The sequence below is a fragment of the Streptococcus sp. HMSC072D03 genome, from assembly GCF_001812855.1.
GTDB classification, from domain to species: Bacteria; Bacillota; Bacilli; order Lactobacillales; family Streptococcaceae; genus Streptococcus; species Streptococcus salivarius_D.
Window position 1 is genome coordinate 1 of the sequence record NZ_KV810674.1, and the last position, 23,260, is coordinate 23,260.

Annotated in this window: 20 protein-coding genes and 1 other annotated feature; of the genes, 1 reads left to right on the forward strand and 19 read right to left on the reverse strand. The window is 41.9% G+C overall.

Annotation, left to right across the window (positions count from 1 at the left end):
- Positions 1-207: 207 nt before the first annotated feature.
- The 18 genes from rplL to HMPREF2877_RS06505 all read right to left on the reverse strand — a co-directional run bounded on the left by rplL (position 208) and on the right by HMPREF2877_RS06505 (position 20,084).
- Positions 208-576 (reverse strand): 50S ribosomal protein L7/L12, encoded by a 369-nt coding sequence (gene rplL / locus HMPREF2877_RS06425; RefSeq protein ID WP_037613517.1) that lies wholly within the window; start codon positions 574-576, stop codon positions 208-210.
- A 75-nt stretch (positions 577-651) separates the two neighbouring features.
- A complete protein-coding gene (rplJ, locus tag HMPREF2877_RS06430) occupies positions 652-1,155 on the reverse strand; it encodes a 50S ribosomal protein L10 (RefSeq protein WP_004183007.1) in 504 nt (167 codons plus the stop codon).
- Positions 1,156-1,186: 31 nt separating this feature from the next.
- Positions 1,187-1,323 (reverse strand) — a sequence feature (ribosomal protein L10 leader region).
- A gap of 122 nt (positions 1,324-1,445) precedes the next feature.
- Positions 1,446-2,654, reverse strand: coding sequence for an ABC transporter permease (locus HMPREF2877_RS06435; protein WP_070579242.1), 1,209 nt, complete (start codon positions 2,652-2,654; stop codon positions 1,446-1,448).
- Between the two features lie 9 nt (positions 2,655-2,663).
- Complete coding sequence (locus HMPREF2877_RS06440) at positions 2,664-3,350, reverse strand: ABC transporter ATP-binding protein (protein WP_229052037.1); 687 nt, start codon at positions 3,348-3,350, stop codon at positions 2,664-2,666.
- 10 nt (positions 3,351-3,360) lie between these two features.
- A complete protein-coding gene (locus HMPREF2877_RS06445) occupies positions 3,361-4,614 on the reverse strand; it encodes an efflux RND transporter periplasmic adaptor subunit (protein WP_070579248.1) in 1,254 nt (417 codons plus the stop codon).
- A gap of 62 nt (positions 4,615-4,676) precedes the next feature.
- The gene (locus HMPREF2877_RS06450; protein WP_070579251.1) at positions 4,677-5,432 is read right to left on the reverse strand and encodes a class I SAM-dependent methyltransferase; all 756 of its coding nucleotides are present in this window, start codon (positions 5,430-5,432) and stop codon (positions 4,677-4,679) included.
- A 366-nt stretch (positions 5,433-5,798) separates the two neighbouring features.
- Entirely contained in the window at positions 5,799-8,978 is a 3,180-nt protein-coding gene (gene carB, locus HMPREF2877_RS06455; protein WP_070579254.1) for a carbamoyl-phosphate synthase large subunit, read from the reverse strand.
- Positions 8,979-9,207: 229 nt separating this feature from the next.
- Positions 9,208-10,296, reverse strand: coding sequence for a carbamoyl phosphate synthase small subunit (locus tag HMPREF2877_RS06460; RefSeq protein ID WP_002885900.1), 1,089 nt, complete (start codon positions 10,294-10,296; stop codon positions 9,208-9,210).
- 163 nt (positions 10,297-10,459) lie between these two features.
- Positions 10,460-11,386 (reverse strand): aspartate carbamoyltransferase catalytic subunit, encoded by a 927-nt coding sequence (locus HMPREF2877_RS06465; protein ID WP_002890256.1) that lies wholly within the window; start codon positions 11,384-11,386, stop codon positions 10,460-10,462.
- Between the two features lie 24 nt (positions 11,387-11,410).
- Positions 11,411-12,688: a uracil-xanthine permease family protein gene (locus HMPREF2877_RS06470; RefSeq protein WP_002886039.1), complete on the reverse strand. Its 1,278-nt coding sequence runs from the start codon at positions 12,686-12,688 to the stop codon at positions 11,411-11,413.
- Positions 12,689-12,992: 304 nt separating this feature from the next.
- Positions 12,993-13,514, reverse strand: a complete 522-nt coding sequence (gene pyrR / locus HMPREF2877_RS06475) for a bifunctional pyr operon transcriptional regulator/uracil phosphoribosyltransferase PyrR (protein WP_002886175.1) — start codon at positions 13,512-13,514, stop codon at positions 12,993-12,995.
- Between the two features lie 220 nt (positions 13,515-13,734).
- Positions 13,735-14,625, reverse strand: a complete 891-nt coding sequence (locus tag HMPREF2877_RS06480) for an RluA family pseudouridine synthase (RefSeq protein ID WP_002886027.1) — start codon at positions 14,623-14,625, stop codon at positions 13,735-13,737.
- Positions 14,609-15,070: a signal peptidase II gene (gene lspA, locus HMPREF2877_RS06485; protein WP_070579257.1), complete on the reverse strand. Its 462-nt coding sequence runs from the start codon at positions 15,068-15,070 to the stop codon at positions 14,609-14,611. The genes HMPREF2877_RS06480 and lspA overlap by 17 nt, the downstream gene beginning before the upstream one ends.
- 8 nt (positions 15,071-15,078) lie before the next feature.
- Positions 15,079-15,984: a LysR family transcriptional regulator gene (locus HMPREF2877_RS06490; RefSeq protein WP_002886225.1), complete on the reverse strand. Its 906-nt coding sequence runs from the start codon at positions 15,982-15,984 to the stop codon at positions 15,079-15,081.
- Positions 15,985-16,099: 115 nt separating this feature from the next.
- Entirely contained in the window at positions 16,100-17,338 is a 1,239-nt protein-coding gene (locus tag HMPREF2877_RS06495) for a CD20-like domain-containing protein (protein ID WP_070579260.1), read from the reverse strand.
- 479 nt (positions 17,339-17,817) lie between these two features.
- Entirely contained in the window at positions 17,818-18,051 is a 234-nt protein-coding gene (locus HMPREF2877_RS11270) for a helix-turn-helix transcriptional regulator (RefSeq protein ID WP_070579263.1), read from the reverse strand.
- A gap of 451 nt (positions 18,052-18,502) precedes the next feature.
- Positions 18,503-18,667, reverse strand: a complete 165-nt coding sequence (locus HMPREF2877_RS10965; protein ID WP_004183021.1) for a hypothetical protein — start codon at positions 18,665-18,667, stop codon at positions 18,503-18,505.
- A 55-nt stretch (positions 18,668-18,722) separates the two neighbouring features.
- Positions 18,723-20,084 (reverse strand): hypothetical protein, encoded by a 1,362-nt coding sequence (locus tag HMPREF2877_RS06505; RefSeq protein WP_070579266.1) that lies wholly within the window; start codon positions 20,082-20,084, stop codon positions 18,723-18,725.
- A gap of 281 nt (positions 20,085-20,365) precedes the next feature.
- On the opposite strand from HMPREF2877_RS06505, the gene HMPREF2877_RS06510 reads away from it, so the two are divergent.
- Entirely contained in the window at positions 20,366-21,124 is a 759-nt protein-coding gene (locus tag HMPREF2877_RS06510) for a peptidylprolyl isomerase (RefSeq protein ID WP_002886160.1), read from the forward strand.
- A 36-nt stretch (positions 21,125-21,160) separates the two neighbouring features.
- Here the strand turns inward: HMPREF2877_RS06510 and HMPREF2877_RS06515 are convergent, their stop codons facing one another.
- Positions 21,161-23,062 (reverse strand): beta-glucoside-specific PTS transporter subunit IIABC, encoded by a 1,902-nt coding sequence (locus HMPREF2877_RS06515; RefSeq protein WP_070579269.1) that lies wholly within the window; start codon positions 23,060-23,062, stop codon positions 21,161-21,163.
- Positions 23,063-23,260 lie beyond the last annotated feature (198 nt).

A 23,260-nucleotide genomic window follows, 5' to 3' on the forward strand; every position in this document is an offset into this window, starting at 1 on the left:
ATCAACTTTAAGAAACGTGTCTTCATCACTCTAAACATAAAAAAAGAGAAGACCTATCAGGTCCTCTCTAGATGTTAGCTTTTCGTCACCCACTACAGTTGACAAAGAGCCATTAATTCAAACAGTTTCTCATAATCGTTTATCGCAATAAAAAACCAGAGCTGATGCCCTGGTTTTCTTTATTAAGCGACTTGAGTCGTTACCTTATTATTTAAGAGTAACTGAAGCTCCAGCTTCTTCAAGTTTAGCTTTAAGTTCTTCAGCTTCAGCTGCAGCAACACCTTCTTTAAGAACTGATGGTGCACCGTCAACGATAGCTTTAGCTTCTTTAAGACCTTCGCCTGTGATTTCACGAACAACTTTGATAACAGCAACTTTCTTGTCGCCTGCAGATGTCAATTCAACGTCGAATGAATCTTTAGCAGCACCAGCGTCAGCAGCACCAGCTGCAGCAGCAGCTACAGGAGCAGCAGCAGTTACGCCAAACTCTTCTTCGATAGCTTTTACAAGGTCGTTCAATTCAAGGATTGAAGCTTCTTTAATTTCAGCAATAATGTTTTCAATGTTCAATGCCATTGTGATTTCCTCCAAATGTGTTTTTTTAATATAATTTTTTAAACGTAGCTTAGGCTACGAGTTGTGAAGATGAGCTTACGCAGCACCGTCTTCTTTGCTTTCTGCAACCGCTTTGACAGCGTATGCAACGTTGCGCACTGGCGCTTGAAGTACAGAAAGGAGCATAGAAAGCATACCTTCTTTGTTTGGAAGTGATGCAAGAGCGTTGATTTCTTCGACTGAAGTGAACGCGCCGTCAACAACACCACCTTTGATTTCAAGAGCTTCTGCGTCTTTAGCAAATTCGCTAATAACTTTCGCTGGTGCGATAACATCTTCGTTTGAGAATGCTACTGCAGATGGACCAACGAAGAGTCCTTTAAGGTCTTCAAGACCTGCTTCTTCAGCTGCACGAGTCAAGATTGAGTTTTTGATAACTTTAAATTCAACGCCTGATTCACGAAGATTACGACGAAGAACTGTATCTTGGTCAACTGTAAGTCCACGAGAGTCAACAACAACGATAGATGCTGCAGCTTTCATTTTCTCAGCGACAATCGCAACCTGTTCAGCTTTCTTAGCAATAATAGCTTCACTCATTAGTAGTTTTACCTCCGTTTTTATTTTTGGGCTAGGCACAAAAAAATCGTACCTAAACCTAGACACGAAAGTACAATACGTTACAAAAAAATAGTTACGTTTTGTGCCTCGGTTGGATGTTTATGAGTTTAACTCCCCAACTGTCTTAGGTCAGTTTTTTCAAACCTCATTTATAATATCACGACCTAAATCAGACGTCAAGAAAAAAATGCAATTTTTTTTGTTTTTTTCTCTATCTTTTTTGAAAAGCATAAAACCTCTCAAAATCCAAAGATTTCAAGAGGTCATGTCTAATCATATCTAAGAGCTTCGATAGGATCGAGTTTCGAAGCTTTATTAGCCGGTAGGAGACCAAAGAGAATCCCTACAGCTGCTGAGAAAGCTATGCTTCCCATGGCTACACCAAGAGAAACCGTCGCTTTAAGATCCATAGCACTTCCAATCGGCCCAACAACTAGGGCAGCAAAACCTAGACCAATCAGACCACCCAAGATGGTCAGAACCATCGATTCAATCAAAAACTGAGTCAAGATTTTACAGCGTGTGGCTCCTAAAGCCTTACGAAGACCAATCTCTCGTGTCCGCTCAGTTACCGAAACTAGCATGATATTCATAACACCGATTCCACCAACTAAGAGTGAAATCCCAGCAATAGCTCCGACAACGGTGGTAATGGTTCCAAAGATTGTGTTCACCTGATCTAAGGTCGAGCTCATATCTGCTGCCTTGTACTCCCCGTTATCATCTTGGGCCAACTGGGTCAAGCGTTTAGCAGCATCCTTAGCAACACTACTACTATTTTTCACATCGGTCACATGGAAAAAAATCTGGCCAATAGCATCAGTGTTATTTTCAGCTGCTAACTGGGTATTGGCCACAAGAGCTGTTCCAATTTCACCATAGGCACCGATTGCTGTGTCTTTATTCTTATAAACACCAATCACACGATAATCATTTTTCCCAATAGTAACCACTTGGTTAAGGGCATCCTCATTCGTCTCAAAGAGTTTTTTAGCCACCATCTGATCAATGACAATGACTCGTGAAAAGTTTTTATAATCATTGTCTTGCAAGGAACGTCCTGTCAACATCTCTAACTTTTTAGCTTTAAAGTAGCCCTGGCTGGCACCTGTGATATTAACATTCTTCACAGTCTTTTTCTGGAGGGAGATAGAGGAAGTTAGGCTGTTGGTCACAAAATAACTATCGATACCAGGCGTCTGCCTAGCCACTTGCTCCAACCAAACTTCTTTAACCGGTTTGGTCGGATGTGACAGGTCCGCATAGGCAGGATCTAGCTCCTCACCCTTGGCTTCATAGTAGACTTGAACGGTATCCTTATCACCTGTCACACTATCGGTAACACTCTGACGCATCCCATTTCCTAGACCCATGATAAGTACTACCGCAGCAACACCAATGATAATCCCCAACATGGTCAGGAAGGACCGCATCTTGTGAGAACGAATAGAACTAAGAGCAAATTTCCAATTTTCCATTCTTACCTCCTAGTCTATCCGAACGCTGTCCGTTGTGTCTTGGGTGATTTCCCCATCACGTATGACAATCTTACGTCGGGCATAATCCGCAATCTCTGGTTCATGGGTAACCATGACAATGGTCTTCCCTTCTCGGTTTAGCTGGGTTAAGAGATCCATAATCTGGGTTCCTGTCTTGGTATCAAGCGCACCCGTAGGTTCATCCGCCAAAATGATTGCCGGATCGTTAGACAGTGCACGCGCAATAGCCACCCTTTGCTTCTGTCCACCAGACAGCTCTGACGGCAAATGATGTCTGCGGTCTGACAAGCCGACTTTTTCCAAGAATTGTTGTGCCCTTTGCTTACGTTCACGTGGAGATTTCCCCGCATAAATCAAGGGAAGCTCTACATTCTTTTGGGCACTTAACTTTGGCAAGAGAAAAAACTGCTGAAAGATAAAGCCAATCTGGTCATTTCTTACCTTGGCCAGGCGGTTTTCAGAGAGATCAGCCACATCCTCGCCCTCGAGTTGATAGGAACCTGTAGTTGGTTGATCAAGAAGTCCAATAATATTCATGAGGGTTGATTTACCTGAACCAGAAGGGCCCATGATTGCCACGAAGTCACCTTCATCAACTGATAAGTCAATCCCCTTAAGGACCTGCAAGGACTCTTGGCCATTTTTGAAAGACTTAGTGATGCCTTTTAAGACCATAAGTGCTGGCTTAGTCACTAGACTTCACCTCTTCTCCACTAGTGTCTTTTGATTTTTTGCTATCGGCATCTGTCACATCCTTTAGGGTCTCACCATTCTTAAAGGATTTTTCAGCCTTAGTAATAACCTTTTGACCTTCTTTAAGTCCTGAGGCAATTTCTTGTTGCTTAGCATCTGCATTGCCAAGTTTGACCTTGACCTGCTTGATTTTTTGACTCTCGTCATCGTAAACCCAGACGTAGTTGTCAGAGCCTTTCTTGGTCACAGCAGTTACTGGAACTAACAGGGCATCGTCATCTTTGGTCACTTCAAGAGATACATTGAAGCCTTGCTTGAGCTTACCAATTGGACTGGTTAATTGAACCTTGTATTCATACTGAGAACCTGACTGACCTGAGTTGCCAGATGTCCCCGTTGACTGGTTGGCATTTTGCTTAGGATAATTGGAAACGTAGCTGACTTTACCTGTCCAAGTTTGGTCTGGGTATACTTTGGAAGTAATTTTGACCTTTTGACCTACTGAAATATTTGGAATGTCATATTCTGTTAAGGTTCCTTGAATCTCAAATTGGCCTTCACTGGTCACATGAACTAGAGTCTGGCTCTCTTTTGAAGCAGGGTCCACAGAGTCCGCAACCTCTACGACTGTTCCATTAGCATCTGAAACAATGACTGTTTGGTTTAGGACGTCTTGTGCCTTTTCTAGCTCTGATGCTGCGTTGGCAACGGCATCATTATAATCTTGCAAGGTTTGGTAATTACTTGCCTCGGTTTGCTGACGCTGTTGAGGGCTAACGGTAGTCGTCGAATCATCCTCATCCGAATCACTATTTGTTTGTGTCGAAGCCGCAGGAGCTGTCCCATACTGTTGGAAATAATTACGGTCACGAACTGCCTTATTATAGGCACGGCTAGCCGTATCATAAGCCGCTTGGGCTGAGGTGCTGTCATATTGGACCAGTTGCTGACCAACGCTAACTTCCTCACCAACAGAGACTGTCACAGTGGCATTGCGTCCAATGGTATTGTCAAAATAAACGTACTGTTCCGACTGAGCCTTCACCATGCCAGTCAGAAGGGTGGACGAGGCCAACTGCCCCTTGGTTACCATACTTGCTGTAGGGGACTCGGAAGCCTTATCATCTTTGCCACCACCTGCAAAAAGGTTAAATCCTAGGACCAAAAGGACAAGGAAGCCAATTCCTCCAATGATCCAAACTCTTTTTTTATTTTTAAATAACTTTGGACTGATTTTCTTTCGCATAAGTCTCTCTTTTCTTTTGTATCATATAAATAAAACAATTGTAATACTTTTAACTTTCAGTGTCAATGGCCTTTGCTTAAATCCATGACACCATAGTGTAGCTTTTGATTGGGACGAATCTGACGTTCAAACCCAAGTTCTTCAAAAACGGTATCTCGAAAATGTGCCTTGATGATAATTTTTTCTCGTGCGACACGCTTAGCCTCATTTAACCATTCTTCTGTCAGACGGCTGCCATTAGCTAGAGGTTTGATAGCTTGTAGATTTTCCGATTCCTTGATAGTCTCTGAAAACATAGGATCTACATAGACGATATCAAAAGAGTGATCAGCCTGAGACTTCAAAAAGGATAAGCTATCGCTCTTAATGGTCTTAATAGACCGCATCGCTTTTTCAAGTTGCTTGTCATCTGTCTGATAAGTGGCCAGACCACGAGAAACCACCTGAAAAATCACTTCTTGACTCTCAAGGGCAGTCACCTTATTTCCCGCTGCCGCCATAACTAGACTATCGGAAGCCAGACCCATAGTCGTGTCTAGAATAGACTTGGTAGACGAACCTAAAAGACTGACTAGAGCATCGTGTGGCGCCTTAATCCGAAGAACTGCCGTATCTGGATGAAAGGACAGCTCACTGCCATCCGCATTGACAAAAGACAGTCTATCCTTATATAGAAGATAAAAAGCTCCAAATCGCTCTAAACATTTTGCCAAGGATAACTTGCGACGAGGCTGGTAGTCAGCTCCTAGCTCGTGAGCTAATTCTTGGGCACGTGCAATCAAGACCTCATTTTCACGTAAAGATGTGGTAATAATCATGTTTCTAGTATAGCAGAATCTTTGGAAACAAAACCATAGTCTTAGCTTTCATTTGCATTTGTTAGCTTACATTTGTGTAAGAAAAAAGCCCCAGCAAAGCTGAGACTCAGAACATAATTAAACTATTTTTAAATATGAAATAGATTTTGCGAACCTAGTAAGCTTATACCGAGACTTTTCGCAGTGATAAAAACGTCTGAAACGATTAGTTTCAGGCGTTCGGAAGTTTTGAGACTTTCGGCTCAAAACTTAGTCATGGAACTTTGCAGAAGGTCGCTGACGTCCGTCATCACTTAAGAAAAGTCTCAAAAGAAAACTTTGTCTTCAATAAAAAAGCCCCAGCAAAGCTGAGACTCTATTTCATGATTAAATAGCTTCTGTTGTAAAGCTACGGCTTTCAAGCACACGCACCATAGCATCTGCTGTATCAAGCGCTGTGAAGAGTGGAATTCCTGCTTCAATAGCTGAGCTACGGATAGCTGCTCCGTCTTCGTCATAAGTACGTTTGTTACCAACCGTATTGATGATAGCTTGCGCTTTACCTGTACGAACGAGGGCTGGAATGTCGTTATCGTCATTTTCCCCCAATTTGTTAACAAGCGTTGCGTGAACCCCGTGTTCATTCAAGAACTTAGCTGTTCCCTCAGTTGCGTAGATACCATAACCGATAGCATCGAAGCGACGTGCCAAATCAAGGGCTTCTTCTTTAGTATCATCATGAATAGTAAAGATAACATTACCAAAGGTTGGCAAGTGAAGATAAGATGCTTCAAAAGCTTTGTAGAGCGCTTTTTCAAGAGTCGCATCTGTCCCCATAACTTCACCAGTTGATTTCATTTCAGGTCCAAGGAGGCTATCTACCTTAGCCAATTTTGTGAATGAGAAGACTGGTGCTTTGACATGGACATGGTTACTTTCTGGGTAAAGACCATCTTTGTAACCTTGCTCAGCCAATGATTTACCTAGAATCAAGTTTGTAGCAACTTGAGCCATTGGGATATCAGTCACCTTAGACAAGAATGGTACGGTACGGCTGGCACGTGGGTTAACCTCGATAACATAGACCGTTTCATCCTTAATAACGAACTGAATGTTCATCATACCGATACAGTTAAGACCAATAGCCAAGCGTTTAGTGTAGTCAGCGATAGTCTCTTGGATTTTCTTAGAAAGGGTTTGTGGTGGGTAAACTGCCATTGAGTCCCCTGAGTGAACCCCTGCACGCTCGATGTGTTCCATAATACCTGGAATCAAGACATCCTTACCATCAGAGATGGCATCCACTTCACACTCACGTCCGATGATATAGCTATCAACAAGGACTGGGTGGTCTGGACTTGCCTTAACGGCTGTACGCATGTAAGAACGAAGGTCATCTTCATTTTCAACGATTTCCATGGCACGTCCACCCAAAACGTATGACGGACGAACAAGAACTGGGAAGCCAATCTTACGAGCTGCTTCAACCGCTTCTTCTTCATTTGTCGCTGTTTGTCCTGGTGGTTGTGGGATATCTAGATCTTTAAGGGCTTGTTCAAAGAGGTCACGGTCTTCGGCACGGTCAAGGTCAGCAACCTGTGTACCCAAGATTTTCACACCAGCTTTAGACAATGGCTCTGCCAAGTTGATGGCTGTTTGTCCACCAAACTGAACCACAACACCCTTAGGTTGTTCCAATTCGATAACGTTCATCACGTCTTCGAAAGTCAATGGTTCGAAGTAAAGTTTATCTGAAACTGAGAAGTCTGTTGAAACTGTCTCAGGGTTAGAGTTCATGATGATAGCTTCGTAACCTGCAGCCTGAATAGCTTTTACAGAGTGAACTGTCGCATAGTCAAACTCAACCCCTTGTCCGATACGGATAGGACCTGAACCAAGAACGATGACAGATTCTTTATCAGATTTGATTGATTCATTTTCCCACTCGTAAGTTGAGTAGAAATATGGTGTTGATGACTCGAACTCAGCCGCACAGGTATCAACCATCTTGTAAACAGGAACAATGTTATTTTCCAAACGTGTCGCACGAACTTGGTCGGCTGTTTGATTCCAAAGATCAGCAATCTTACGATCAGAGAAACCGTTACGTTTAGCTTCTTTCAAAACTTCAACATCGCCTACGTGAGTAGCCAATTCTTGTTCTAATTCAAAGATATGGAGCAATTTGTCAAGGAAGAAGATATCAATCTTAGTCAACTCTGACAATTCTTCAATAGTATATCCACGACGGATGGCTTCAGAAAGGTAGAAGAGACGGTCGTCTTGAGCTTTGACAATCTTTTCAACCAAGGCGTCGTCTGTGACGTCCGCAAGCTCAGACATTTCATTGTGGTAAACACCGATTTCAAGTGAACGGCAGGCTTTAAGAAGTGACTCTTCGATGTTACGACCGATAGCCATAACTTCACCTGTTGCTTTCATCTGAGTACCAAGGCGACGTTCACCGTGTTCAAATTTATCAAATGGGAAACGTGGAATCTTAGCAACCACATAGTCAAGAGCTGGTTCAAACATGGCATAAGTTGTACCAGTGACTGGGTTAATCATTTCATCAAGTGTCAAACCAACAGCGATCTTGGCTGCCAATTTGGCGATTGGGTAACCAGTTGCTTTTGAGGCAAGGGCTGATGAACGTGATACACGAGGGTTTACTTCGATAACATAGTACTTGAAGCTATTAGGGTCAAGAGCCAACTGTACGTTACAGCCACCCTCAATTTTAAGGGCACGGATAATCTTCAAGCTGGCATCACGAAGCATTTGGTTTTCAATATCTGACAAGGTTTGTGTTGGGGCAAATACGATTGAGTCCCCTGTGTGGATACCAACTGGGTCAAAGTTTTCCATGTTACATACCACAAGAGCATTGTCTGCGGCATCACGCATAACTTCATATTCGATTTCCTTGAAACCAGCGATAGAACGCTCAATCAAACATTGTGTTACTGGTGACAATTTCAAGCCATTTTCAGCGATTTCACGAAGTTCTTCTTCGTTGGCACACATACCACCACCAGTACCACCAAGGGTAAAGGCAGGACGCACGATAACTGGGTAACCAATTTCTGACGCAAAGGCAACTGCTTCTTCAACTGTATTGACGATTTCAGATTCTGGAATTGGTTGTTCCAAATCTTCCATCAATTGTTTGAAGAGGTCACGGTCTTCGGCTTGGTCAATGGCAGACAATTTTGTTCCCAAAAGCTCTACTCCAAGCTCTTCAAGAATACCAGCTTTTGACAATTCCATTGCCATGTTCAAACCAGTTTGTCCACCAAGTGTTGGCAAGAGAGCATCAGGACGCTCTTTACGAAGAATACGTGTGACAAATTCAAGCGTAATTGGTTCAATGTAAACCTTGTCTGCGATTTCTTTATCAGTCATGATTGTCGCAGGGTTAGAGTTGACAAGGACAACACTGTAACCTTCTTCTTTCAAGGCCAAGCAGGCTTGCGTACCAGCATAGTCGAACTCAGCAGCCTGACCGATGATGATAGGACCAGACCCGATAACCATAATTTTTTTAATATCAGAACGTTTAGGCATAATTTATGATACAAAGCCCGTTAAGGACCCAGTGAAAATAGGAAACGTGACGACGACGCCCAAGCGTCTAGTCACCGTTTATCTTTTTCACATAGTCCTTAGGGCGTGTTCACTTCCGTGAACCTGTATCTTCTCCTTTCTATTTGACAACTCTCTGGTTGTCATTAAATAAGGTAGTAGACTGGGGCGAACAAGAGTCATCCCCACTATAGTCACTAGACAGTTGCAATTAACGACGTGCTTTTTCAGCTTGGAAAGCATCAATCAATTCCAAAAACTCATCAAAGAGATAGCTAGCATCGTGTGGACCAGGAGCTGCATCTGGGTGGAATTGCACTGAAAATGCTGGGAAGTCACGGTGACGAACACCTTCAACTGACTTATCGTTAATTTCTTCGTGTGTTACCATGAGGCAATCTGGAAGTGACTCACGGTCAATAGCATAACCATGGTTTTGGCTGGTAAAGTCAACACGACCAGTCGCAATTTCACGAACCGCGTGGTTAAATCCACGGTGACCGAACTTCATCTTGTAGGCCTTGGCACCATTAGCCAAACTAAACAACTGGTGACCCATACAAATACCAAAGATTGGAATTTTACCTTGGATGCCACGAATCATATCAAGTGCATACGGTACATCTTCAGGGTTACCTGGACCATTTGACAACATCACACCATCTGGATTAAGGTGGAGAATTTCTTCAGCAGTGATATCATGTGGCACAACAGTCACGTTACAATCACGTTTTGAAAACTCACGCAAGATAGAGTGCTTGAGACCAAAGTCAACCAAAACGATATTTTTACCAACACCTGGTGCTGGGTAGGCTGTCTTAGTTGATACCTGCTCAATATTATTCGTTGGCAAAACAGTCGCACGCAATTGATCTTGCAAGTGCTCGATACTGTCACCAGGGCTGGCCAAAGTGGCTTTCATGGTACCGTGTTGACGGATAATCTTAGTCAAGGCACGTGTATCAATACCAGAGATACCAGGGATGTTTTTCGCCTTCAAAAACTCATCCAAGGTCATTTGGTTACGCCAGTTGCTGGCACGACGGCTAGCCTCTGACACAACGACACCCTTAGTCGTTGGCTTAATTGACTCATAGTCGTCACGGTTAACACCGTAGTTACCAACAAGTGGATAAGTAAAAGTCAAAATTTGACCATTGTAAGACTGGTCTGTGATAGATTCTTGATAACCTGTCATACCAGTATTAAAGACGATTTCACCCGTCACATCCACATCAGCACCGAAGGCCTGACCTTCAAAAATAGTGCCGTCTTCCAAAATAAGTAAACGTTTTGCCATTATAGTAAATTGTTCCTTTCACTAAGATACAAAGGGCGTTAAACATCTGAATGAAAAGCAAATCCAACAGAGAAGCTCCAGCCTCTAGGAAGATTTGTCTCTTTTCAAAGATTTAGCCCATGTTCTTTTTCGTCTGATTCTCTCAGGAATCGGTTAACGTTGTTTACGCTTTGCCATTTAAAATAGCTTCAATAATTGCCATACGGACAAAGACCCCGTTTTGCATCTGAGCAACGATACGAGCCTTAGGTGCTTCAACCAGACTATCAGCAATCTCCACATCACGATTAACCGGAGCAGGGTGCATGATAATCGCCTGATCAGCTAACTTGGCATAACGTTCTTCAGTCAAACCATAGAGAGCATGGTAGTCTTCTTTTGAAAATCCTTTGTCATCCCCATGACGCTCGTGCTGAACACGAAGCAACATGAGAACATCCAAGTCCTCAATGACGTCGTCAATGGCCACATGCTGACCATAAACATCAAACTCATTCGAGTACCACTCTGCAGGACCAGCAAAATAAAGCTGAGCTCCCAAACGCTTGAGAATCTGCATATTTGACTTAGCGACACGCGAATGCGTAATATCACCTGCAATACAAATCTTAAGATTTTCAAAGGTTCCAAACTCTTCGTAAATGGTCATCAAGTCAAGCAAACACTGACTTGGGTGTTGCCCTGAACCATCACCACCATTGACAATAGAGGTCTGAATAGTTCTACTATCAATCAACTGCTTGTAGTAATCGACTTCCGAGTGGCGGACCACACAGATGTCCACGCCCAAAGCAGACATGGTTAAGATCGTATCATAGAGGGTCTCACCCTTGTTCACCGAGCTAGTTCCAGCATCGAACTCAATCACATCTAGGCCAAGTTTTTTCTCAGCCACTTCGAAGGACTTGTGCGTTCGTGTTGAATTTTCAAAAAAGAGATTGGCAGCGAAATACTGTCGATCCAGCTGGAAATCAGCTCTGCCATTTTTAAAATCTCCACCTCGACGAATCAGGCCCAAGACCTCTTCATTCGTGAGGGTTTCCATTGTCACCAAATGTTTCAGTGACACTTTTCCATCTGCAATCGCCATAGTTTTTCCTTTTAAATTGATTGACTAATCTTTGCTACCTTTTTTAGGATCTGGCAAAATTTGGTAGAGCAAGATACCAAGAATGGTTGAGCTTGCCACACCCGTAATTTGAAGACCACCAAGGTCAATCATCAAACCACCGATACCAGAAACCAAGATAACACTAGCAATCAAGAGATTCTTTTTATTATCAAAATCAATCTTATGTTCAACTAAAATTTTCAAACCGCTAGCAGCGATAACCCCAAAGAGGGCAATAGACAAACCGCCCAATACAGGAGTTGGAATAGAATGCAAGAGTGCTGATAGCTTCCCAATAAAGCTCATCAAGACCGCAATCACTGCTGCGCCCGCAATAACGTAAACTGAGTAGACCTTACTGAGGGCCATAACCCCAATATTTTCACCATAAGAAGTTACCGGAGGAGCTCCAAAGAACCCAGCGATAATCTGTGCCAAACCATCACCAGTAAGGGTGCGGTCAAGTCCTGGATCTTTGAAGTAATCACGCTCAGTCAAACTGTTTAGAACCATGACGTGACCAAAGTGTTCAGTCATCGTCACAAAGGCAATCGGAGCCATGGTCAAAATCGCACTTGGGTAGAGCTTAAAGCTATAATCCACAAATGGAATATCAAAGTTTGGAACTTGAATCCAATGTGCCGCCGCTACCTCTGAGAAATTGATAAAACTATGTCCTGTCAGCAAACCAAGAACTGCTGAGAAAATATAGCCCACAACTAAACCAAGCAAAATTGGGATAACACCGACAATCTTCTTGCCATACATGTTAAAGAGGATAACCGCAAAGAGGGTGACCATCGAAATCAATAGAGCATAGATACTATAGCTTTTATTTAAAGTTGTCGCATCATTGACTGCATTGGCTGCAAGGTTCAAACCAATCACCATGATAATGGGACCAACCACGATTGGAGGAAGGACCTTATCAATCCAGTCTTTACCCGCATACTTAACAATCAGAGCCACAAGCAAGTAAACCAAACCACCAGCCATAGCACCTTGAGCCACCGCTGCAATCCCATCCGTCTTCATAAGTGTCTGCATAGCCGCAATATAGGCAAAGCTAGAACCCATGTAAGCTGGAATTTTGTACTTGGTCACCGTCAAGTGAGCCAAAGTTCCCAAACCAGATGAGAAAAGAGCAATAGCGGGATCAATCCCAACCAAAATCGGCACAAGCACCGTCGCACCAAACATGGCAAACAAGTGCTGGAATGACAAACCAACCAATAAACCAGGTTTTGGCATATCATTCACATCATATTTTACGTTATTCACGATATCAAAGGACTCCTTAAAATTAAGATACAAAGCCCGTCTAAAGCCTAAAGCAAAAATAGGAAATATGATGACGGAGCGCCAGCTCCTAAGAATATTTATCTTTTTTGCACAAGGCTTAGGGCGTGTTCAATTAATAAGATACAAAGGGACGCTTTGGCTTAGCCAAACATTTCTGTAGAAAAATAGGAAGTTGACAACGCACTCCAAAGAGTGCTAGGAGACTTATCTTTTTTCCTAAGAAATGAGTCCCGTGTTCAATTAACAAGATACAAAGGGCGTTTCACCCTATCCGTCAGTCAACTTAGCTTGGATCGATAATGTTGACGCTATCTTTACCATCAACTTCTGCGACCAAAACTTCGATTTCTTCTGACTCACTAGTTGGGATATTTTTACCAACATAGTCCGCACGGATTGGCAATTCACGGTGACCACGGTCAACCAAGACAGCCAAACCAACACGCGCCGGACGTCCATGGCTAACGATATTATCAATAGCTGCACGAATCGTACGACCTGTGTAAAGCACATCATCCACAAGGATAACATCTGTACCATCAATTTCAATAGGGAAAACAGATGTGTCTTGCTCAGCCTTAACATCATCACGGAAAGCCTTAGTGTCAAGCTCAATCAATGGCACATCAAGGTTTTCCAACTGTTTCAAGCGCTCTTGGATACGCTGTGCAATATAAACACCACGTGTCTTAATACCAGCCAAGACAATCTTGTCGAGATTTTTGTTACGCTCAATAATCTCATAAGTGATACGTGTAATGGCACGTTTCATGGTTACGTCATCGACGATCTCTTTTTTCTTCATAAAAAGAACCTTTCTAAATACAAAAAAATCCCCTCGAAAACAAGGAGATACACAAAAATATGAGTACAGTTCACCCGTACACTTCTCATGGCTCCTTGCCTGCCTCTCTGGACAGTGATTAAAGGACTTATTTAATTAGGTAAATTATAGCAAATTTCAGACTCTTTTACAAGAAAAAAACGGACGCCCCTCCCAAGAAAGACTATCCGTTTAATAACTGTTACGCTTCTCTCAACTTCTCCAAGGTTTCCTTGAAAATAGCAGGTTCTTCCGCTGTAAATTCGACCAATTCTCCAGTCGTAGGATGCGTGAACCCAAGGGTCTTAGCATGTAGAAATTGGCCATGGCCCTTGAGTGTCTTGCGTGGCCCATAAAGAGGGTCTCCTGCCACAGGGTGACCAATATAAGCCATGTGCACACGAATCTGGTGCGTACGACCTGTTTCCAGCTGCAACTCTACCAAAGTATAGTTGCCAAAACGTTCAAGAACGGTAAATCGTGTTACTGCAGGTTTTCCTTTAGCTGTGACTGCCTGCTTCTTGCGGTCCTTATCTGAACGCCCAATCGGAGCCTCAATCACGCCTCGATCGTTAGGTAGATTGCCATGCACAATAGCCACATACTTGCGAAGGGACTTCTTATCCTTAAGCTCCGCCGCCAAAGCATTGTGAGCCTTATCATTCTTAGCAATCATAAGGAGACCAGACGTGTCCTTGTCGATACGGTGGACAATCCCTGGACGCACCACACCATTGATAGACGAGAGGTCCTTGACATGATACATTAGGGCATTGACCAAGGTACCAGACGTGTGACCAGCTGATGGATGGACAACCATGCCTTGAGGCTTGTTGACCACTGCCACATCCGCATCTTCGTAGATAATATCCAAAGGAATATCTTCAGCCTTGTATTCCAAGACCTCTTCTTCTGGCAATTCATAGGTGATGACATCACCCTCTTTAACCGCATACTTGGCCTTTGCCGACTTACCATTAACCAAGACCGTTCCAGCCTTAATCGCTTCATTGGCCTGACTACGTGACAATTCTGTCAAATCTGCCAAAGCCTTGTCCAGACGGTTTCCCGCCTCTTTAATGATGACTTCCATTTTCCTCTTTCCATAAGATTAAAATCAAGAGCAGTACGCCCACCGTTAGATAGGAGTCTGCCACGTTAAATATTGCAAAATCAATAAAATCAAGCTGAACCATATCAACCACGTAACCCAAGTGCACACGGTCAATAAAGTTACCAATACCACCTGAGATAATCAAAACCAAAGATAGCACCAACCAAAGACTCTTCTGGTAATTTTTAACCAGATAAACCAGAGTCGCACCAATCACTAGAACCGTCAAAATCACAAAGAAATATTTCTGATCCTGTAAAATCGAAAAGGCAGCACCACGGTTCTGTAGATAGGTCAAGCTGAAAAGTCCAGGGATCGCCTTGATAACTTGGTTAAGGGCAATATTTGCCACAACCCAATGTTTAACCCACTGATCCAAACCAATCAAAGCCAAGATAGTCAAAGGAATCGCAACCTTACGCATAAGTCCTCCTATGGTTTGTATGTATCAAAGTAGTCAAACATAACATTGACAAACTTGAGAGCACAAGATGATAAGTTAATCCCCTTACGACGAACATAAACCATCTTGTTATCCAAATTATCCTCAAGCGGAATAACCGTAATCCCGTTCACACTTTGTGCATCCAAGAAACCAGATCCCGTCGCATAGGCATCTGTACGCTCCAAGATACCGTTCAAAGTTGCACGGTCTGTCACGTTAAACATCAGAGACGAATCTGACGTATCCACAAAGTTTTCAGAATAGTAAAGATACTCGTCCTTCTCCTGAGTGAAACGCACTGTAGGTAAGGCTGCCAAGTCCTCCATAACTAGACTTTCTTTTTTAGCCAGAGGATGCCCCTTACGAAGATAAATATGCGTTTTAAACGGAATCAAATCAATGGCCTCAAGCCCAAGCTTATCCATATTTTGATGGATCCCCTTGCTATTTTGACGGTTCAAATAGATAATTCCAATCTCACTGTGCCCCTTGGCTACCTCATCCAAAATCTGAATAGTCGTAGACTCAAAGATACGGAAATCCTTGTAATCAGGGTAACGCTCTGAAAAAGTCGTAATCAAAGGTGGCAAAAAATCATAGTGCTGACTGGCAATCGAAAACTGATTGCCCTTCTCAGAAGCATTGAGATAGCGATTTTCAAAACTATCAAAACTGCGTACCACCTCAAGTGCACGCTCGTAAAAAGTCATGCCCTGACTGGTCAAGACAGCCCCCGTCGTTGTACGGGTGAAAATTTGGAAATTCAGCTCCTGCTCCAAATCCTTGATAGCCACCGAAAGGCTAGGCTGACTCACAAAGAGCTTGCTGGCTGCCTCACGGAAGGTTCCGCTGTTGGCAATGGCTACGACATAACGTAGTTGTTGTATGTTCATGTGTGACACTTCTTTCTTGAAAAATCAATCACTCCTATTATACCAGATTTTATCCTCTTTTGTTGATACTAAAAAGCTCAGGCACCCCTGAGCTTGAATTAATTAAAAAGTAGTCTTATTCGTCTGATTTGTCTGTCAAGAAGTACTCGTTTTCACGTTTGTCATAGTCGAAGGTCAAACGAACAGTACCTACCTTACCACTTTCTGGATTATAATCACGGTAGCTAAGACTGACTGACTGAGTGAGATCGCCTTGTTCAGTTTGTGTCATTTCATGATAAGTGAAACTAGCCTCTGGGTGTTTTTCAACAACCTCAGAAAGTCGTGTCCCCTTGAGCAAATCAGCTTGTGTACCTACAGACAACTTTTCATAGTCATCTTTTGTCCAGTTGCTATGATAGTCATCGACTTCTTTGACCTTATCATAGTCGAAGGTTGCTGAGGCAGATTTCAAAACATAGACACCGTCTTTTTGCTCGAAAGTCAAACGAACATAGTTGTTTCCATCTGTGTTTTCTTTTCTATAGGTAAGATCTAACAAATCTGGTTTATCTTCCTCGTAAGCATCACTATACTCGGCATCAGTCGCCTTACCGTGAGCATCCAAGACCTCGTCCAATGTCAAAGTACCAACCTTCAACTCCTTAAACTGATCCTCAGTCCAGTCAAACTTATAATTCTCATCGATGTACAGATAAGCTCTATCGTGACCGTCACTTTGGAACTGCTCAGCATGGTTCATGACAAATTTCACTGCTTGATAGCCTGCTCCAGCAAGCGAAGTCATGAAGAAGATGATTGACATGACTAGGGCAATAATAGAAAGTGCCTTGCGTGTCGACTTCAGACTCAAAACCAAAGTCACAATAGCTAGAATGATAAGGAAGAAAGCAAGGAAAGTAAAGACAAAACCGAAAGGAAGCGTCCAAGACAAAATGACGAATAGAATCCCCAAAACTAGGATAATAATCGGCAAAGCAATATTAACAAAAGCATTGTTCTTGGTTACTTTAGGTTTGTAATAAGGATTTTCCAAAGGTATCTGATTTGTCTTTGGAGTTTCTTTTTCTTGCTCTTTCTCCATATTCAACTCAGGCATTGGCTTAGGTGCTTCCTCCTCTAATGCCACCTGAGCCTCGTCTGGTTGCGTATCTGCTACTGAGTCAGCTGTCACCTCTTCAGTAGTTTCAGAGCTATCCACCTGCTGAGCCTCAACCTGCTCAGACACTTGGACACTTGGTTCCTCCGAAGCAATGACAAAGCTCTCTTTCTTAGCTTCCATAAACTCCTCAGGACTTGGTTTACGTCCATTGACGTCCTCAAAGTGACGCACCCATTCTTCTCTAGTTGCCATAGCCGACTCCTTTATCTCTTTTTCTTTATTTTATCATACTTTAATCTGGTCTTATGAAAATAAGGTCGGATATAATAGAGATTTTTTTGAGATTGCCTTAGATGCTTAAGTGACAAGATATCTTATGAAAATGAATGAACGAAGAAAAGAACTGCACCCAAAAGTAAGATTTTTTCGATCACACTTTTTGGGGCAGTTCAATATTAGTAAGACTAGTTTTTTATATTTAAATGTATAGCTAGGGATCTAGTCCTTTTTAATCTCCAAACTAAGCTTATAAAAACTATATAGGCTATAATAAATTGCAATGATTCCCAAGAAACCAAAGTATATATTATCCTTTAAACTCTTCATATAAATTCCAATGATTATAAAGAGAAAGGTGTTTATCAAAATGACTAATTTTTTATTTTCTATCTTGCCTATTTTAAGTACCAATAGTCTAATAATAAGTATCGATGGAGAGAATAAAACGGCAATTATTGTAAGTAAAATTTTTTTCTGCTAATTAAATTAGCTTTAATGTCTTTTTGAGATTCTTTTTCAATATTCATCTCTTTAAATAATAGTTCCAGTGAAACATTATCAGGTTCACTTTTTCCTAATTCCCATTTAGAAATCGTCTGACGAGTAACAAATACTTTATCTGCAAGTTCTTGCTGAGTCATACCTGTTTTAATTCTATATTCTTTAATCAACGTAGCAATGTCCATTTTAATACCCCTAGCTTATTTCTATTCTTTGATAAAAGGCTCTGCTAACAAAATTGCTATTACTATTATATAGAGAGGATGTTTATAAATAAAGTAAGTAGCAACGAGTAATAGAAACAATAACATTCTCGTAACCCACGGATATCTGTTTGATAAACTGACCAATAAATTAACTAAAGGTTTCAGTATCAACCCCATTAATCCAAAAGTAAGCACTTATATAAAATTAGTTTTGTTTTTCTTAATAAATTGTAACATTAAGAATACCTCCTCAGATTTGTTACTTTAAATTTATCAAGACCCATGACTAAAAGCACGCAACGAATAGTAAAATATGCGCAACGTCCTTAGAAACTAGGATGCAACGCTCCAAGTCATTACGCAACGAGGAGAATAGTACCTCTTAAAAGTACGAAATGGTAGTACATTAGAACCTAAAGGCAGTAAAATTTTACAATACTACAAAAGACATGGCAATAGAGAAGAAATAAATAACAATTGAAGTGATAAACAAGCCAATAAATCGTTTCCAGCTCCCTTTTTGATTGAGCTTGTCTACAGTTTCCTTAGTGACAAGAGACTGGCTTTGCTCGAATGTATAATTTAAGAATTTCAATAGCTTTCTCCTTCTATCAAGAAAAAACAGGAAGGTTTCCCCTCCTGTCCCTTAATTAATCCTCATCTGGACCTGATTTATAAGTAAGGTAGAATGTATCTTCACCTTCTTTGGTATCAAATGACAAGTAAACACTCTTGAGTTTGCCATCTTCAGCCTTATAATCACTATAAGAAATAGTCATTTCTTTTGTGAATTCACCTTGACGAGATGTTGAAATCGTGTATTCTGCACTTGAAGCTTTAGGGTGATCCTTAACGACATCTTCAAGTTTCGTACCATTTGATGGATCAGTGTAATCACCCTTATTGAGAGCATCAAACTGTTCTTTTGTCCAATCAGATTTATAAGATTTATCAACTTCTACCTTATCTTGAGGGAATCTACCTGAAGCATATGACAAGATAAATGTACCGTCATATTGTTTCTTAAAGTTTAGGTAGACACTCTCGCCATAGTCTTTACCAGAGTATGTCAACTTCAACTCATCACCTGACACCTCAGCATCTGACGCCTTGCCGTATGTTTTAACGATTGATTTAACAGTGTCTTTACCTGCTTTCAACTTCTTGAACTTAGATTCATTCCAATCAAATTTAGCATTTTTGTCAATGTAGTCGTTGACATCAGTACTATCACCTTTTGAGTCTGATCTTGAATCGCTGTCGTCATCTTTCTTGTCAGCGTCATCGTCGTCTTTATCAGCAACTTTTGATGTCTTGCTTGAGCTTGTGTTGTTGTTGCTAGCATTTTGAGAGATTTGGAAAATCAAACCACCAATAGACACAAAGAGCATGAGACCAGCAACGCCTGTTGCAATGATTGAAAGCAATTTCTTGCTTGATTTAAGGCTAAAAACAAGCGAAACAACTGCTACTGCAACTGCGAGGACTGTCAAGATGATGAAGACCCAAGCAGGACTTACAAACCACGCCAAAATTGCAAAGATTACTGAAAGTGCAATCGCAACGATTGGCAAGATAAGATTGAAAAGAGGGTTATCTGCTGAGCCAGCTTCTGCTGGATTAGGAACTGTTCCAAATCCTTGAGCTGAAGAGATAGGTGCCTTTTCAAACATGCTTGAATCAAATTGTGGTGTTGGTTGTTGCACAGGTGCTTCTGAGAAAGATTCTGCACCAAATGGTGATTCACTACTTGCTTGTTCTGCGACAGCATCTTCAGCTGTTTCAGCCACATCTGCGATATCATCTTGTTCTGTGACTTCTTCAGTAGCAACTGGTTCTGGAGCTACTTCTTCAGCGACAGGTTCATTAGCTGGTGCTTCTACAGATGCTGCTTGAGCAGCCAAAGCACTTGTATCAAAGTCAGCTGCTTTAGCATCCAAAAATTCTTGGGGGCTAGGCTTACGCCCGTGTACCGACTCAAAGAGTTCAGCCCATTCTGCTTTAGTTGACATAAAAATCTCCTTTTTTCAAGAAATCCAAACAAGAGGTCACTTCAGCTTAGCGAAGTTTTCTATAGTTAGGATTTAGACACCTATCTCTGATAAGAGCAAGTAGCATGCGTCCCTTCAAAAGCCAGGCATAGCCTAAGGCAACCTTTTCCCTCTATCTAGTCCCATTGTTCATTTTCTTGTTGATAATCCCATTCTACCATATTTAAAGACCCCTGTTAACCGTTTCCCAAAAGGTTTTTTTCTGCTACAATAGTAGGTATAATGCACCAAAGGAGTTATATATGAAAAACATTAAAAAGTACATTCCATTAATTATTGTACTTGTTATCGCAGGCCTAGGTTTTGCCTTTCGTGAGAACATCGCACGCGCCGTTCGTGGAGATGCTTATGTTGATAATAAGATATTCACTAAACAATTAGAAAAAGCCCAAAAATCTGGAAAAGATGCCTTCCCACAGTTGTCAGATAAGGTCGGTAAGGACGAAGCTGAAGTTATCCTCCATACTTCAAAGGGTGATATCACAGTCAAACTCTTCCCTACACTTGCTCCTAAGGCTTCTGAAAACTTCTTGAAACATGCCAAGGACAAATACTATGATGGACTTACCTTCCACCGTGTCATCAAGGACTTCATGATTCAAAGTGGTGACCCTAAGGGTGACGGTACTGGCGGAGAATCTATCTGGAAGAAAGGTTTCGCTGTTGAGCCTACACCATTCCTCTACAACATCCGTGGCGCACTTGCCATGGCCAATACTGGTGCTAAAAATTCAAACGGCAGCCAATTCTACATTGTTCAAAACAAGGACGATCAAAGCAAGCAATTAGGAAATGCTGGCTATCCAAAACCTATCATTGACGCCTACAAAAAAGGTGGTTACCCAGCTGGTGATACCAAATATACTGTCTTTGGACAAGTCATCAAAGGTATGGATGTTGTTGATACCATTGCTAACCTTGAAGTCGATGACAACAGCAAACCAAAAGAGAATGTAACGGTTAATTCCGTTGAAGTCGTTAAAGACTACAAATTCAAATAAACAAAAATCCGAGAAGTTGATTCTCGGATTTCTTTTTTATTTAACAGCTGTGAGGAGATAGTCACCGGTGTTAACACGAGCTTCTTTAGTCGTTAAGACATCATTAAAGTCAGCTGTATTGGTCACAATGACTGGCGTGATAACTGGTAATTTAGCCTCTCGGATAGTTGCTAGGTCAAATTCTATAAGTTTTTGTCCTGCTTCTACAACTTGACCTGCTTCCACATAGGTCTTGAAGCCTTTACCAGCAAGAGAAACAGTGTCCATACCAATATGGATGAGAAGCTCTGCACCATTTTCAGTTGTCAAACCAATCGCATGACCAGTAGGGAAGACTAAATTAACCGTTGCCTTAGCTGGTGCGACCACTACCCCATCGGTAGGGTCAATAGCGATACCCTTACCCATAGCTCCTGAGGCAAAGACTTGGTCAGGAACTTGGTCAAGTGGGACAATATTCCCGATAAGTGGGCTCGCAATAATTTCTTGTTGAATTTCTTTAGGAACAGGTGCGACTTCTTCAGCTTTTTCCTCAACCTTAGCTGCTCCACCACCGTATAGATTTGGCACTCGTACAAAGAGTTGGATGAGGAAGGCAAGAACACCACCCACAATGGCAATAATAATGGCAAAGATAACTTTAGAAAGGTTACCGTCAGGCCCAATAAGGCTTGGGAAGACAAATACACCCAGACCACCTATTGAATACGTCTTAATATCTAGGGCCATCATGGCAGCCCCCATAAGTCCTGAAACACCACATGAAATGTAGAATGGCGTTTTCATTGGAAGGGTTACCCCATAGATAGCAGGTTCTGTAACCCCAAAAATAGATGAAATGAAGGCTGGCATAGAGATGGTACGGACTTTTTCTTCTTTCGTTTTAAGCATGATAGCTCCCAACACACCTGTTTGCGTGAAACATGGAAGAATAGCCGCCGAAAGAATAATAGAACTTCCGTTTGTTGCCACATCTAGGATAGCAAGGGGAACAAGCGCCCAGTGCATTCCGAACATAACCAAGACTTGCCACGAGATACCGAGTATAAGACCAAAGACAATCGGACTAAAGTTCATGATCGCTTGGAAAAGATTTGTCAATCCATCAGAGAAAGTATTAGCAACTGGTCCTACCACCAAGAATGTTAATGGTACCGTAATGAGCAATGTAAAGAAAGGTACTACAAAGACTTTAATGACATCAGGAGTAATCTTGGTAAAGAATTTTTGAATGTATGAAGCCACCCAAACGGCCAAGATAGAAGGCATTACAGTTGAGAGGTAGCCCCCTGCAGGAAGCGCAAAGGGAATAACTCCTAGAACATGACCCTGACCAGTTTTCTGAAGAGCAGTCACCATCGTAGCAATATCAGGATAAACAAGTGCTCCTGCAATCGCAATAGCTGTAAACTCATTAACCTTGAAACGACGAGCAGATGTCAAGGCAATCAAGATTGGCAAGAACTGGAAGAAACCATCTCCTGCTGCATTCAAGATTACATACATAGGGCTTGTTGCAGCTGACAGGCCACATGCTGCCATGACAGCGACTATTCCTTTGATAATCCCGGCTGCAGCCAAAGGCCCAAGGAAAGGTTGGAAAATACTTGAAACCAAAGATACAAAGCGGTCAAAGAGATTCCCTTTAGGCGCATCACCTTCATCAATATCAAGACTACCACCCGCTGGAAGACTGCCAACCTGGAGAACCTCCGCATAAACATCAGGGACATGGTTACCTATAACCACCTGATATTGACCACCTGCCTTAACAACAGTAACAACACCGTCACGGTTCTTAAGGTAGTCATCATCTGCTTTAGACTCATCTTTCAAATCAAAGCGCAAACGTGTCACACAGTGTTTCAAGCTATTGACATTTTCCTTGCCACCAACGTGTTTGAGAATGTCTTCAGCTAATTCAGTATATTTAGCCATAAGGGCTCCTTTCTTGTCTAGGATCCTAGTTTTCTTTGAGGCTTTTTCAACGAAAAAAACCTAAATAAATACCAAGAACCAATTGGGATGAGCATACACTACTCCCATTAGTTTTTCGTATTTATCTAGGTTTTGCCTGCTGACCAGTAACAATCCTTTTGCTATGGTTCTATCTTATCAGAGTTCAAATATTTTTGC